The organism is Sedimentitalea nanhaiensis DSM 24252 (genome assembly GCF_000473225.1).
In the GTDB taxonomy this organism is placed as follows: domain Bacteria; phylum Pseudomonadota; class Alphaproteobacteria; order Rhodobacterales; family Rhodobacteraceae; genus Sedimentitalea; species Sedimentitalea nanhaiensis.
In genome coordinates this window covers 755,447-769,781 of the sequence record NZ_KI421509.1, presented here as the reverse complement: position 1 = coordinate 769,781, position 14,335 = coordinate 755,447, and the positions used below count along the sequence as shown (strand labels likewise).

Below are 14,335 nucleotides of genomic sequence, written 5' to 3'. Positions count from 1 at the left end.
TTCCCGGTCGGAGTCATTCTACGGGCTGCGTGACTGGTATGCCAGGGGCGGTGTAGCGGTTGAGGACGGCGATGCGGACCTGCAGCTCCGCGACCTGGCGATCGAAATCCCCTGCCATCCGGGATTGGCCGCGTAGCTTGATACAGTTCATCTGACTCTCGACGCGGCTTCTGCGATGGTATCCTCCATTGTCGCCAGAGCGTGCGGCCCAAATACTTTGAGGCGCGCAGAGCTTCGTTTCGCGCCATGACCTCGACGGGCCGAACCTCCGGCGTTTGCCCGTCAATTCCGATGTGCACTTTCCGCCAGATACGCCGTTTCGCGCCGCCGTGTTTGCGCGGCGTTCCACTCACCTTCGCCCTCGGCCTTGATGCCGGTGCTGTCGATCAGAAGCTTCTGCGGGCCATTGGCACCGTGAAAAGGGATGATCACGTCCAGCCTTCGCGGGCGGCGGCACAAAGTGCTGAAATCTGGCACAGGCCAATCCAGCTTCATCAATTGGAGCAAGCTCTTTACGAAACCGCTCGTCTGCCGCAGCGGCATGCCGAACAGCAGTTTCATCGTCAGACAGGCCTGGATCGCCGCATCGCTGAAACTCGACCGGCGACCGCGCTGCCCGCTCGGCGGCGGTCTTCAGGTCATTTCAGGATCAAACCAACCTTTCACACATGCAAGCATGTGTTGACCGTCGGCGGATCGTCAACGATCCACGCCGCCTCAGTGCGTCATTGTAAGCCGCCAGTTCGTGGTCTTGTATGTCGTGGGCGCCCGACTGCTCATGATTTCCATCTATCATACTGGTTTCATGAAATGAATTCCCAGTCGGTTTGTGCAAGAAAGCCGTTCAGGGGCGTAAAAGTCCAAAAAATCATTGGATGCTTTCGTACAGGTCAAATTCCGCAGCGCGTTTTTTCCGGAGTTTGCGCTCGACATCCGACGATAATTCCAATTCGATAGCCAGCGAGACATTCTCGTGCGGCAATACGAAATCGACTTTCAACCGATCCATAAGAAATCGGTTCAGTTTGCCGAGTTCTTCGTATCTGAAAAGATGCGTCACCGCTGTTCCGTTTGGGCGTGGTTCAAGGAACTTAGCCTGGCTGCCAACATTGGCGAATTCGGGTGGGTTGCCCTTGACATGTCCCAACACGAATTCATCGAATGTGACCCCGTGTGTGGCATTCGGACTTCCGAGCAGAAATGGCCGTTGTCGGTATCTGTACCAACTGCCCAGCCAACTGATGGGCTCTCGCATAACAGCGACGGTCTCCATCTGAGCACCACCGACCCGGTCGAACATCGGACGAAAGAATCGGTTATAGCGGTAAAGCGGTGCGTGTTTCAGTTCGGGCGGATTACGAACAACCATGTCGGCCCGCTCGGAAAGCGCAGTTTGATATGCGGTTGTTCCGGTCTTGGGCACGGCCAGAAAAACCAAACGTTCTTGAAAGAATACCAGCATTTACAAAGTCATACCTCATAGAAGGCCATTGGACGTGGACGTAAACTACTCCTTAATACCTTTTCGAAACAGTGGGGATCGTGAAAATTCTAATTGAAATGTTCTCTTTTTGGTCCTACGAAGAACAAGAGGCGAACAAGGCAGGGATTGCCGCCCGTATGCGGGTGTGACAATAAGAAAGGCGAACGGGACAATGGCGGATCTTTTGAGTATGGGCAGCAAGAAAAGCGCGGATAAGCAAAAGGCGCTGGACAGCGCACTGGCGCAGATCGAACGGCAGTTTGGTAAAGGGTCGATTATGAAGCTGGGTGACGAAGGTGCCGTTCAGGCGATCGCCGCCAGTTCGACCGGCTCGCTCGGGCTTGATATCGCCCTCGGGATCGGTGGTCTGCCCATGGGGCGGATCATCGAGATCTACGGCCCGGAAAGTTCGGGCAAAACAACCCTGACGCTGCATTGCGTCGCCGAGCAGCAAAAACGGGGCGGTGTCTGTGCCTTTGTTGATGCGGAACATGCGTTGGACCCGCTTTACGCCCGCAAACTGGGTGTCGACGTGGATGAGTTGCTGATCAGCCAGCCCGACACAGGCGAACAGGCGTTGGAAATCACCGACACGTTGGTGCGGTCGGGCGCCGTCAACATGGTTGTTGTGGACTCGGTAGCCGCGCTGACTCCGAAATCGGAACTGGAGGGCGACATGGGCGACTCCAGCGTCGGCGTGCAGGCCCGCCTGATGAGCCAGGCAATGCGCAAGCTGACGGGGTCTATCTCACGCAGCAACTGTATGGTGATTTTTATCAACCAGATTCGGATGAAGATCGGCGTGATGTTTGGCAGCCCCGAAACAACCACCGGCGGCAACGCTTTGAAATTTTATTCATCGGTCCGCCTCGATATCCGCCGCATCGGCTCAGTCAAGGACAGGGACGAAGTTGTCGGCAATCAAACCCGCGTTAAAGTCGTCAAGAACAAGGTCGCACCGCCGTTCAAACAGGTTGAGTTTGACATCATGTACGGCGAAGGCATCTCAAAGATGGGTGAACTTCTGGATCTGGGCGTTAAGGCGGGTGTCGTCGACAAATCCGGTTCCTGGATGAGCTATGGTGACGAGCGCATAGGTCAGGGTCGTGAAAACGCCAAACAATATCTGCGTGACAACCCCCGCATCGCCTATGAAATCGAGGATAAGATCAGGGCCGCACATGGTTTGGAGTTCGATATGCCCGAACAGCCAGAGGCATCGGACACAGATATTGTGGAGGCCTGATAGGCAATACTTTCCAGGCTGACCTTGCAAGCAGTTTTTGACATCCGGGAATGACAACAGCAGGGCACATCAGGGGATGTGCCCTGTTTCCGTTCGGTGTCCGCTTTGCGCCTGTGGACAGCACCGGTGCTTGCGGCTATTTGGAAATCCTGAAATCAACCGCCCGAAAGCCAGACAATGCGTACCCTGAACGACATCCGATCCACGTTTCTGAGCTATTTTGAAAAGCAGGGGCACGAGGTTGTCGACAGCAGTCCCCTGGTGCCGCGAAATGATCCGACGCTTATGTTTACCAACTCCGGCATGGTTCAGTTCAAGAACCTGTTCACCGGTGTTGAACATCGCGACTATAAACGCGCGACGACTGCACAGAAATGTGTGCGGGCCGGTGGAAAACACAACGATCTGGACAACGTCGGCTATACTGCGCGCCATCATACGTTCTTTGAAATGCTGGGCAATTTCAGCTTTGGAGATTATTTCAAGGACAACGCTATCGATTTCGCCTGGAACCTGATCACCCGCGATCTGGGCATCGACAAATCGCGTCTGCTGGTGACAGTTTACCATACCGATGACGAGGCCGCCGAGATCTGGAAAAAAGTTGCAGGATTGTCGGACGACAGGATTATCCGCATCCCGACCAGTGACAATTTCTGGCAGATGGGTTCGACCGGTCCCTGTGGGCCCTGCACGGAAATCTTCTATGACCATGGCGAGCAGCACTGGGGCGGGCCTCCGGGCACGCCCGAAGAGGACGGCGATCGGTTTGTCGAGATCTGGAACCTCGTGTTCATGCAGTATGAGCAGTTCGAGGATGGCAGCCGCAAGGAATTGGCGGCGCAATCGATTGACACCGGCATGGGGATAGAGCGGGTTGCGGCGTTGTTGCAGGGGACCAACGACAACTATGCCACCGACCTGATGCGGAGCCTTATCGAAGCCAGTGCGGATGCGTCCAATACTGATCCCGACGGGCCGGGCAAGACGCACCACCGGGTGATCGCGGATCACTTGCGATCGACGTCTTTCCTGATGGCGGACGGGGTTATGCCGTCCAATGATGGGCGCGGATATGTTCTGCGCCGCATCATGCGCCGGGCCATGCGGCACGCGCACCTGTTGGGGGTCAAAGATCCTTTGATGTACCGATTGGTGCCCGCGCTGGTTCAGCAGATGGGTGCGGCCTATCCGGAATTGGGGCGGGCGCAGGCATTGATTCAAGAAACCCTGAAACTGGAAGAAACCCGGTTCAAACAGACGCTGGACCGTGGACTCAGGCTCTTGGACGATGAATTGTCGGGTCTGCCCGAAGATGCGGCCTTGCCCGGTGCGGCGGCGTTCAAGCTGTATGACACCTTTGGATTTCCGCTGGACCTGACCCAGGATGCGCTGCGCGAACAGGGACGGACGGTGGATGTCGATGGCTTTGATGCCGCGATGGCCGAACAGAAAGCCAAGGCGCGCGCGGCCTGGTCGGGCAGCGGCGAAGCGGCGGATGCGACCGTCTGGTTCGATGTGGCCGATGCCAGTGGTGCTACGGATTTTCTGGGATATGACACCGAAACCGCCGAGGGCCAGATTGTCGCCCTGGTGCAGGACGGAGCCTTGGTGAAGGAGGCCGGGCAGGGACAAACGGTCCATATCGCGCTGAACCAGACCCCATTTTATGCCGAGAGCGGCGGCCAGGTCGGCGACACGGGGATCATCCGAACCGAAACGGGTGTTGCGCGGGTCAACGATACACGCAAGACGGCAGGAGTTTTTGTGCATATGGCAACGGTAACCGAGGGCAAGATCCTGTCCGGGGCCGCAGCCGAGCTTAAGGTCGACCATAGTCGTCGCAGTGCGATCAGGGCCAACCATTCCGCGACGCACCTGCTGCACGAGGCCCTTCGGCGTGCGCTGGGGGATCATGTGGCACAGCGCGGCTCGCTGAATGCCGACGACCGGTTGCGTTTTGACTTCAGCCACACCCGCGCCCTGACACTGGATGAGCTTCGCAGCGTCGAGGACGAGGTGAATGCCTATATTCGGCAGAACGCACCGGTGGAAACCCGGATCATGACACCGGACGATGCGCGCGGTATCGGGGCGCAAGCGTTGTTTGGTGAGAAGTATGGCGATGAAGTGCGGGTTGTCTCGATGGGGGTTGACCCGAATTCGGGCAAGGGGGGCAACGGCGCGACCTATTCCCTCGAGCTCTGCGGCGGCACCCATGTCCGCCAGACGGGCGATATCGGCGTGTTTGTGACGTTGGGCGACTCCGCCAGCAGCGCCGGGGTGCGGCGGATCGAGGCGCTGACCGGGGCGGATGCGTTCCGTTATCTGAGCGCACAGGATCATTGCCTGGCCGAGGTCGCATCGACTTTGAAAGCGCAGGCCGCCGACGTACCAGACCGGGTGCGCGCACTGCTGGACGAACGCAAGGCGCTGTCAAACGAGGTGGCACAGCTGCGCCGCGAACTGGCGATGGCCGGTGGGGGGCAGGCCGAACCGCAGGCCCGCCAAGTTAACGGTGTGGCACTGGTGGCGCAGGTATTGAGCGGGGTGACGGGCAAGGATTTGCCTGCGCTGATCGACGAGCACAAGGCGCGGATCGGAAGCGGCGCGGTGTTGCTGATCGCAGATGCAGGCGGCAAGGCCGCCGTTGCCGCTGGTCTGACCTCGGATCTGACGGACAAATTCTCGGCGGTGGATCTGGTCAAGGCGGCGGTGATGGAACTGGGTGGCAAGGGCGGCGGCGGTCGGCCCGATATGGCTCAGGGCGGCGGTCGCGACGTTGAAAATGCAGATGCTGCCATTGCGGCTGCCGAAAAAGTGTTGGAGGGTTGATAGATGAGCGCACTGTGGATAGCACATGTGACGGTGACCGACGAGGACGCCTATGGCAAATATGCCGCGTTGGCAACAAAGGCGATCACCCAGCATGGCGGCACCTTTATCGCCAGAGGCGGGCGGTTTGTGCAACTGGAAGGCCAAGCGCGTCCGCGCAACGTAGTAGCGCGTTTTCCATCAGTTGAAGCAGCAGAAGAATGTTATAATTCAGATGTTTATCAGCGGGCGTTAAGCCATGCGCGCGACGCTTCCGAACGCGAACTTATGATCGTCGAGATCGACGAATAGGCGGCACCCGCCCAATCGGGCGGGCGCATGTTCCTTAGCTACGAAGCGGCCCTGGCTGCGCGCTTGCGCTCGTGCGGATCCAGATGGCGCTTGCGCAGGCGGATGGCGTTGGGGGTGACCTCGACCAGCTCGTCATCGTCGATATAGGCGATCGCCTCTTCCAGGGACATGGTGATCGGCGTGGTCAGGCGCACGGCTTCGTCGGTGCCGCTGGCCCGGACGTTGGTCAACTTCTTGCCCTTCAGCGGGTTCACTTCCAGATCGTTTTCGCGACTGTGTTCGCCAATAATCATGCCCTGATAGACGTCTGCCTGCGCACCGATGAACATGCGGCCACGCTCTTCCAGGTTCCACAGGGCATAGGCGACCGATTGGCCCTTTTCCATCGAGATCAGAACCCCGGCGCGGCGTCCGGGAATCGCGCCCTTGTGCGGTGCCCAGCCGTGAAACACCCGGTTCAGCACGCCGGTGCCACGGGTGTCTGTCAAAAATTCGCCGTGATACCCGATCAGGCCGCGTGACGGTACATGGGCAATGATGCGGGTCTTGCCGGCCCCTGCGGGTTTCATCTCGACCAGTTCGCCCTTGCGCACGCCGGTGATCTTTTCGATTACGGCACCGGAGTATTCGTCATCGACGTCAATGGTGGCTTCTTCGATCGGCTCCATCCGCTCGCCGTCCATGTCCTGAAACAGCACTTGCGGTCGCGAGATCGACAATTCGAACCCTTCGCGGCGCATGTTTTCGATCAGAACGCCCATCTGCAGTTCGCCCCTCCCGGCGACTTCAAAGGCTTCGCCGCCAGGTGTGTCGCTGATCTTGATGGCGACGTTGCTTTCGGCTTCTTTCATCAGGCGGTCGCGAATCACGCGGGACTGCACCTTTTTGCCGTCACGCCCGGCCAGCGGACTGTCGTTGATACCAAAGGTCACGGTAATTGTAGGCGGATCAATTGGCTGGGCGGGCAGGGCGTCATTGACCGACGGGGCCACGATGCTGTCCGCCACAGTGGCCTTGGACATGCCCGCAAGGCTGACGATATCGCCTGCTTCGGCCAGATCGATGGCCTGTTGCGACAGCCCGCGAAAGGCCAGGATCTTGGTGCAGCGGAAATTCTCGATCAGGGTGCCGTCGCGGGACAGGGCCTTGACGGTATCGCCCGCCTTCAGGGTGCCGCTTTCAACACGCCCGGTCAGGATGCGCCCGATGAACGGATCGCTGCCCAATGTCGTGGCCAGCATGGTGAACGGTTCGTCCATGCGCGTGATCTGCGCCGGGGCGGGCACGTGCTTCACGATCAGATCGAACAGCGCGGTCAGATCCTTGCGCGGCCCGTCCAATTCCATGTCGGCCCAACCCGAGCGTCCGGACGCATACATTGACGGAAAGTCCAGCTGATCGTCATCGGCACCCAGGTTGGCGAACAGGTCGAAACATTCATCCAGCGCCCGGTCGGGTTCGGCGTCCGGCTTGTCGACCTTGTTCAGCACCACGATGGGGCGCAGGCCCAGGGCCAGCGCCTTGGACGTCACGAACTTGGTCTGCGGCATCGGGCCTTCGGCGGCGTCCACCAGCAGGACAACGCCATCGACCATCGACAGGATACGCTCGACTTCACCACCGAAATCGGCGTGCCCCGGAGTGTCCACGATGTTGATGCGGGTACCATTCCACTCGACGCTGGTCGCTTTGGCCAGAATCGTGATACCGCGCTCGCGCTCCAGGTCATTGCTGTCCATGGCCCGTTCGGTGGTAGCTTGGTTTTCGCGGTAGGTTCCGGATTGTTTCAGCAGTTCGTCCACGAGGGTGGTCTTGCCGTGGTCCACGTGTGCGATAATTGCGATGTTGCGCAGGTCCATGAGGTCAGCCTTTGTGCGGGAGTTGCCGCGCGCATACCGCGCTGCGATGCAGAAGGCCAGAGAAAAGACACATCGCGCCAGCGCGTCAGTGTCCCGATGTGGCGGAAAACACGTGAATGATCAGAATTCCGAATATTATGAGCGCCAATCCTATCACCGCCGGCAGGTCCAGTTTCTGACCAAAAACGGTGAACCCGATAATGGCAATGAAAATGATGCCGAGACCCGACCAGATCGCATAGGCAATGCCGACGGGCATGAAGCGCAACGTCACGGCCAGAAGATAGAAGGCAATCCCGTAGGCCACAATAACCAGGAAACTGGGCCAAAAGCGGCTGAATTGCTGACTGGCCTGTAGTGCCGTCGTGCCGATGGTTTCAGCGATGACGGCCAAGACCAGATAGACATAGTGAAGGGGCATTGGACGACCTGCATGGTGGGAATGTGAACCTGACGGGACAGATCCGCTTTCCGGCCCGCCAAAGCAAGCCGTAACCCGACAGGCATCCCGCTTTTTTGCGCCGCGCCCAAAAGGCATGGGCTCGACTGCAAAGGATCCGATAACGGCGTTCTGGATCGCACCTGGCTTGCCTTGTGGGCGCGGGCGATCAGCCCGCCAGCGCCTTGTTCAGGTTTTCGTCGACCTGTTCCAGAAAGCCCATGGTGGTCAGCCATCTTTGGTTCGGACCGACCAGCAGCGCCAGATCCTTGGTCATGTCGCCGCTTTCAACCGTATCGACGACGACCTTTTCCAGCGTGGTGGCAAAACGCATCAACGCGGCGTTTTCATCCAGCTTGGCGCGATGCTTGAGCCCCCCGGTCCAGGCATAGATCGACGCGATCGAGTTGGTGCTGGTCTCTTCGCCCTTCTGATGCTGGCGATAATGACGCGTGACAGTGCCGTGGGCGGCCTCGGCCTCGACGGTCTTGCCGTCGGGGGTCATCAGCACCGAGGTCATCAGCCCCAGGCTGCCAAAGCCTTGCGCCACGGTGTCGGACTGAACGTCGCCATCGTAATTCTTGCAGGCCCAGACGTAACCGCCGTTCCATTTCATCGCACAGGCCACCATATCGTCGATCAGGCGGTGCTCATAGGTGATGCCGGCCTTTTTGAACTGGTCCTCGAACTCTTCTTCATAGATCTTCTGAAACAATTCCAGGAAACGACCATCGTATTGTTTCAGAATGGTGTTCTTGGTGGACAGGTACACCGGCCAGCCCATATTCAGACCATAATTCATGCTGGCGCGGGCAAAGTCGATAATCGATGCATCCAGATTGTACATCGCCATAGTCACGCCAGCGGATGGCGCATCGAACACCTCGTGCTCGATTTCTGTGCCGTCGTCACCGACAAATTTGATCGTCAGTTTGCCCTTGCCTGGAAATTTGAAATCGGTGGCGCGGTACTGATCGCCAAAGGCGTGACGGCCCACCACGATCGGCTTGGTCCAGCCCGGCACCAGACGCGGCACGTTGCGGCAGATGATCGGCTGGCGAAAGATCACCCCGCCCAGGATGTTGCGGATTGTGCCGTTGGGGCTGCGCCACATCTTTTTAAGGCCAAATTCCTCGACCCTGGCTTCGTCCGGCGTGATGGTGGCACATTTGACGCCAACACCGTATTTCTGGATCGCATGGGCCGAGTCGACAGTGATCTGATCGTCGGTCTCGTCGCGCGTCTGGATGCTCAGATCGTAATATTTAAGATCGATGTCCAGATAGGGCAGGATCAGTTTCTTCTTGATGAAATCCCAGATGATCCGGGTCATTTCATCGCCGTCCAGTTCGACAACCGGATTGTCTACCTTGATCTTGGTCATGAGGTCTCAGGTCTCCTTGGCAAAGCGCAGCTTACCGCACCATGGGCTGCAGGGCAGTGCAAGAGCAAAGCCATGTGTGGGGCCGGGCAAATGGAGTGCGCGCAGTTGCGGGGCCTCGGACCGCGCAGTCGTCCGAGGCCCATCATGGGTCTTTAGCCGATGATGCCGTTCAAGGTGGCGCTGGGGCGCATGACCGCGGTCAACTTGGCGGGGTCCGCCTTGTAGTAGCCGCCGATATCGGCTGGTTTGCCCTGCACAGCGGCCAGTTCGGCAATGATCGCGGCTTCTGCATCTGCCAGAGCTTTTGCCACCGGGGCGAAGGTTGCGGCCAGTTCGGCGTCTTGGCTCTGGGCGGCCAGGGCTTCGGCCCAGTAGCGGGCGAACCAATAGTGGCTGTCGCGGTTGTCGGGCTCGCCGACCTTGCGGCTGGGGCTGCGGTCATGGTCCAGAATGCCCTGTGTCGCCTGATCGACGGCGCGGCCCAACACACCGGCTTTGGCGTTACCCTTGGCGTCGGCAAGGAAAGACAGGCTTTCGCCCAGGGCGCAGAATTCTCCCAGGCTGTCCCACCGCAGGTGGTTTTCCTGAACCAGCTGTTGCACGTGTTTTGGGGCCGAGCCGCCAGCGCCGGTTTCAAACAGTCCGCCGCCCTGCATCAGCTTGACGATCGACAGCATCTTCGCCGAGGTGCCCAGTTCAAGGATCGGGAACAGGTCGGTCAGATAGTCCCGCAGCACGTTGCCGGTGATGGCAATCGAGTCTTCGCCCTTGCGGATGGTTTCCAGGGTCAGGCGCGTGGCTTCGCGCGGCGCCATGATCTGGAACTTGTCCGCCACACCGGCGGCGTCCAGAATCGGTTTGACCATCGAGATCAACTGCGCATCGTGAGCGCGGTTTTCATCCAGCCAGAATATCGCCTGCATACCCGTCGCGGCCTGACGGTCGATGGCCAGCTTGACCCAGTCTTCGATCGGCGCTTTCTTGGCCGTGGACGAGCGCCAGATATCGCCTGCGGCAACCGCGTGCTCGTGCAGGATATCACCGTTTGCCGCGATCATGCGCACCGTACCGTCAGCGGGTATTTCAAACGTTGTCGGATGCGAGCCGTATTCCTCGGCCTTTTGCGCCATCAGCCCGACGTTCTGCACCGTGCCCGATTTGGTCACGTCCAGCGCGCCGGTTTGCTTGAAATATTTTATCGTCTCGTCATAGACCGGCGCATAGCAATTGTCAGGGATCACACATTTGGTGTCGGCCTCATTGCCATCCGGGCCCCAACCTTTGCCGCCCGCGCGGATGACGGCAGGCATGGACGCGTCGATGATGACGTCCGACGGAACGTGCAGGTTGGTGATGCCCTTGTCGGAATTCACCATGTACATCGGCGGGCGGGCAGCCAGCGCTGCCGAAAGATCGGCCACCAGTTCGGGATTGCCGGCGATGCGGGCCTGGATGTCACCGATGCCCGAGTTGGGATTCACGCCCAATGCGTCCAGGGCGGCACCATGCTTGGCAAAGAAGTCTTCGAGATAGACTGACACGGCATGGCCAAAGATGATCGGGTCCGAAACCTTCATCATCGTGGCTTTCATGTGCAGCGAAAACAGCACGCCCGGTTCCATGCTGGCGATTTCGTCCCGCAGAAAGCTGCGCAGGGCTGCGGCGGACAGGAAGGTCGCATCCACCACGGTGCCCGCGTCCAGAGCGACACTGTCCTTTAGAATGGTTTCGCCGCCGTCCGCACCGATCAGGACGATCTTGGAAGGGCCTGCCTGGGCATCCGTCACCGTGACCGAGCGTTCGTTGGCATAAAAATCGTTACCGGGCATCGAGGCGACATGGGTCTTGCTGTCGCTGCTCCAGGTTCCCATTCGGTGTGGATTGGCCTTGGCATAATTCTTGACGGCTTTGGCGGCACGACGATCCGAATTGCCTTCGCGCAGGACCGGGTTGACGGCCGACCCCTTGATCCCATCGTAACGTGCGCGGATCTCGCGCTCTTCATCGGTGGTGGGCTCTTCGGGATAGTCGGGCAGCGCATAGCCCTTTTGCTGCAATTCCGTGACGGCGGCGACCAACTGCGGCACCGACGCTGAAATGTTTGGCAACTTGATCACGTTGGCTTCGGGTTTCTTGACCCATTCCCCCAATGCGGCAAGGTCATCGGACTGCCGCTGCGCGTCAGTCAGGCGGTCCGGAAAGGTTGCGATGATGCGGCCGGCAAGAGAGATGTCGCGTGTCTCAACCGAGATACCGGCAGCATCCGAGAAAAACCGGACAATCGGCAACAGCGAGGCACTGGCCAGCTCCGGCGCTTCGTCAACGGTGGTATAGACAATATCGGTGTTTGACAGGTTTGCCATAGGTTCGGCCTTTCGCGCCTTGGGTCAAATTTCTCGCGTTATATAGCCGATCGCAGCGGTGGCCGAAACCCCTGTATGCCATTGTATACCGTTTTGTCGCAGAGACCCCTGGAGGAGGGACGGCGTGCGCCTGCTTGTAGCGGGTGTAGCGGGACACTTATTGTAGCGGGACACTTATTTCTGCAAACTTTGACAGAGATATCTGCAGCAAACGGTTTTTACAGGCTACGTCAATAGATGATGACAGTAGCGGCGGGAAACATGAGCCGTTCTCACGCAGGGCTTAAAGGGCGCTTAAACGGTCTGACAATGCGGCACTGGCCCGGCTGCGCGGACATACACAGAATCCCAGCGTCGAGGTGCCGACGTTAGCTGACCTGCCACGGCCCTTTATCGACGTTTACAGGCAAAGTATAAACACCAGCCGAACCTCGAAGGTTGCCGTGTATGTCCAGGAATGCCACCGGACCTTCGCTCGTGCTGGCCGACCCGAGCATAGGGGACGCGCCGGTGGGTTTGCAGTCCACATAAGGCGTTTTTGGTGCCCAGTCTGTCAGGAGGGGTGCAGAAGATCCCATATCCGCTTCGAGCAAGTACTCATGTGCAGCCGACCATGTTTCGCCCGAGGTGTTCGTGATAGTCACACCTGTCGCGTCATAGGACACTTGTATGGCCAGATTGTACAGGTAGCTGGCGTCACCCGCCTCATAGTAGACCCGGCCATTTGACTCATTGACGAGCATCGCCTGCCCCTGAGTGCCGGAGAAGTGCGATTGCTGCTGCGGTCCACCCTGGTTGTCGACATACAGTCGGCCATACGGGATGAACATGGTTCCGCCATCTGGCACTGTCCGTCGTCAGAGGTTTTGGGCCAGTTGGCGGCCTGAGCTAAGAGAGGTTCTGGCTCATCTTTTTGTTGCGATTATGCGGCGGATTTGCGGTGAAGCAAGCGTCGCGTTTCGATGGTCTTCCGTTTGATCCTTTCTCGTTGTTTCAGAATGGTCTGGCCGCGCCCGAAATAGACATCGGCCGGGGTGAGGTTTTGCAGGCTCTCGTGATAGCGCCGGTGGTTGTAATGATCGACAAAGGCATCGATCTGATGCCTGAGATCACCGGGCAGGTAGTAGTTTTCCAGCAAGATGCGGTTCTTCAAAGTCTGGTGCCATCGCTCGATCTTGCCCTGAGTTTGCGGGTGATACGGAGCGCCTCGAACATGATCCATCTGCCGGTCCTTCAGCCCGTCGGCCAACTCGCTGGAGATGTAACTGGACCCGTTGTCGCTGAGCAGCCGTGGCTTGTGCAGGACCGTCGCCCGATCACAACCCGAAGCCTGCAACGCGAGATCCAGCGTGTCGGTCACATCGCCCGACTTCTCGTCGTGCAGAGCTTCCAGGCGATGATGTAGCGGCTGTAATCATCGAGGATGGTCGACAGATAGAACCAGCCCCAGCCGATGACCTTCAGGTAAGTGAAGTCGGTCTGCCAGAGTTGGTTCGGCCGAGTGGTCTTGTCGTGGAACTCGTCTGCGGCTGACAGAACCACATAGGCGGGGCTGGTGATTAAGTCATAAGACTTGAGGATGCGATAGGCTGAAGCCTCTGACACAAAGTACTTTTCCGTGTCGGTGAAGCGCACAGCCAACTCGCGTGGCGACAAATCGCTTTCCTTCAGGGCCAGGTCCTTGATCTTCTCTCGAACCGGCTCGGGAATGCGGTTCCAGACCCGTGACGGCTTGGGACTGCGATCCTCAAGCGCCTCGGGACCACCGGACAGATACCGGTCATACCAGCGATAGAAGGTGGTCCTGGGAATGCCCAGCTTGCCTAGCGTTCGTGTGGTCGGGAGATGCGACCCTTCGACGAGGCGAATGATCTCCAGCTTTTCGGATGCGGGATACCTCATTCGTCGTCGCCCCCATCTATTACCCGGCAGGCGAATGCAAAGCATTCTGCCGAGAGGGCGCGATTATGCTTTTTTTGAGCAACCGAAGTTCAAGGGCCTGTTCGGAAACCACTTCCTTCAGATCGCGTGCCTCACGGCGCAGGTCTTTGAGCTCGGTCGATGTCGCTGCGCGCGCCGTGTCGCCCGCCAGACGTTTCTTCCCAGCTTCGAGGAACTCCTTGGACCAGCTGTAATACAAGCTCTGCGCTATGCCCTCTCGCCGACACAGCTCTGCAATGCTGTCCTCGCCCTTCAGGCCGTCCAGCACGATCCTGATCTTCTCTTCCGCTGAATACTGCTTGCGGGTGGCTCGGCGGATGTCTTTGACGACTTTCTCGCCGTGGCTCTTACGTGTTCCGGGTTTCTGTCTCATCTCCACTCCTTGGTGGTTACGATGTGCCAGAAACCCTCTCTTATCAAATCACCCTAAACTGTCCCAATGGCGCTGACCTCAGACAGTGCGTTTGATACATAAGGTCGGAAATGTGTGCGGC

General features: G+C 58.7%; 9 protein-coding genes and 2 pseudogenes. 3 read left to right on the top strand and 8 right to left on the bottom strand.

Annotation, left to right across the window (positions count from 1 at the left end; genetic code table 11):
- Positions 1-13 precede the first annotated feature (13 nt).
- Together NANH_RS27805 and NANH_RS0105385 are read right to left on the bottom strand one after the other, a co-directional pair.
- Positions 14-780 (bottom strand): annotated as a pseudogene (locus tag NANH_RS27805) (IS5 family transposase).
- 88 nt (positions 781-868) lie between these two features.
- Complete coding sequence (locus NANH_RS0105385) at positions 869-1,462, bottom strand: hypothetical protein (protein WP_027261104.1); 594 nt, start codon at positions 1,460-1,462, stop codon at positions 869-871.
- Between the two features lie 193 nt (positions 1,463-1,655).
- On the opposite strand from NANH_RS0105385, the gene recA reads away from it, so the two are divergent.
- The 3 genes from recA (at position 1,656) to NANH_RS0105370 (ending at position 5,855) form a co-directional block, all read left to right on the top strand.
- A complete protein-coding gene (gene recA / locus NANH_RS0105380) occupies positions 1,656-2,729 on the top strand; it encodes a recombinase RecA (protein WP_027261103.1) in 1,074 nt (357 codons plus the stop codon).
- A 177-nt stretch (positions 2,730-2,906) separates the two neighbouring features.
- Positions 2,907-5,564 carry an alanine--tRNA ligase gene (gene alaS, locus NANH_RS0105375; RefSeq protein ID WP_027261102.1) on the top strand — a complete coding sequence of 886 codons (2,658 nt, stop codon included), beginning with the start codon at positions 2,907-2,909 and terminating at the stop codon, positions 5,562-5,564.
- 3 nt (positions 5,565-5,567) lie between these two features.
- A complete protein-coding gene (locus NANH_RS0105370; RefSeq protein ID WP_027261101.1) occupies positions 5,568-5,855 on the top strand; it encodes a DUF1330 domain-containing protein in 288 nt (95 codons plus the stop codon).
- 38 nt (positions 5,856-5,893) lie between these two features.
- On the opposite strand, the gene typA is transcribed toward NANH_RS0105370, so the two are convergent.
- The 6 genes and pseudogenes from typA to NANH_RS25555 all read right to left on the bottom strand — a co-directional run bounded on the left by typA (position 5,894) and on the right by NANH_RS25555 (position 14,214).
- The gene (gene typA / locus NANH_RS0105365; protein ID WP_027261100.1) at positions 5,894-7,714 is read right to left on the bottom strand and encodes a translational GTPase TypA; all 1,821 of its coding nucleotides are present in this window, start codon (positions 7,712-7,714) and stop codon (positions 5,894-5,896) included.
- Positions 7,715-7,799: 85 nt separating this feature from the next.
- Positions 7,800-8,135, bottom strand: a complete 336-nt coding sequence (locus NANH_RS0105360) for an SMR family transporter (protein ID WP_027261099.1) — start codon at positions 8,133-8,135, stop codon at positions 7,800-7,802.
- A gap of 187 nt (positions 8,136-8,322) precedes the next feature.
- A complete protein-coding gene (locus NANH_RS0105355; protein ID WP_027261098.1) occupies positions 8,323-9,537 on the bottom strand; it encodes an NADP-dependent isocitrate dehydrogenase in 1,215 nt (404 codons plus the stop codon).
- 152 nt (positions 9,538-9,689) lie between these two features.
- Positions 9,690-11,900, bottom strand: coding sequence for an NADP-dependent isocitrate dehydrogenase (locus tag NANH_RS0105350; RefSeq protein WP_027261097.1), 2,211 nt, complete (start codon positions 11,898-11,900; stop codon positions 9,690-9,692).
- A gap of 368 nt (positions 11,901-12,268) precedes the next feature.
- Positions 12,269-12,730, bottom strand: coding sequence for a hypothetical protein (locus NANH_RS0105345; RefSeq protein WP_027261096.1), 462 nt, complete (start codon positions 12,728-12,730; stop codon positions 12,269-12,271).
- A 92-nt stretch (positions 12,731-12,822) separates the two neighbouring features.
- Positions 12,823-14,214 (bottom strand): annotated as a pseudogene (locus tag NANH_RS25555) (IS3 family transposase).
- Positions 14,215-14,335: the final 121 nt, after the last annotated feature.

Excerpts from the sequence above, each read along its gene's own strand:
- NANH_RS0105350 (WP_027261097.1), bottom strand. The coding sequence starts at position 11,900 with ATGGCAAACCTGTCAAACACCGATATTGTCTATACCACCGTTGACGAA.
- NANH_RS0105385 (WP_027261104.1), bottom strand. The coding sequence starts at position 1,462 with ATGCTGGTATTCTTTCAAGAACGTTTGGTTTTTCTGGCCGTGCCCAAG.
- alaS (WP_027261102.1), top strand. The coding sequence starts at position 2,907 with ATGCGTACCCTGAACGACATCCGATCCACGTTTCTGAGCTATTTTGAA.
- recA (WP_027261103.1), top strand. The coding sequence starts at position 1,656 with ATGGCGGATCTTTTGAGTATGGGCAGCAAGAAAAGCGCGGATAAGCAA.
- NANH_RS0105345 (WP_027261096.1), bottom strand. The coding sequence starts at position 12,730 with ATGTTCATCCCGTATGGCCGACTGTATGTCGACAACCAGGGTGGACCG.
- typA (WP_027261100.1), bottom strand. The coding sequence starts at position 7,714 with ATGGACCTGCGCAACATCGCAATTATCGCACACGTGGACCACGGCAAG.
- NANH_RS0105355 (WP_027261098.1), bottom strand. The coding sequence starts at position 9,537 with ATGACCAAGATCAAGGTAGACAATCCGGTTGTCGAACTGGACGGCGAT.
- NANH_RS0105360 (WP_027261099.1), bottom strand. The coding sequence starts at position 8,135 with ATGCCCCTTCACTATGTCTATCTGGTCTTGGCCGTCATCGCTGAAACC.
- NANH_RS0105370 (WP_027261101.1), top strand. The coding sequence starts at position 5,568 with ATGAGCGCACTGTGGATAGCACATGTGACGGTGACCGACGAGGACGCC.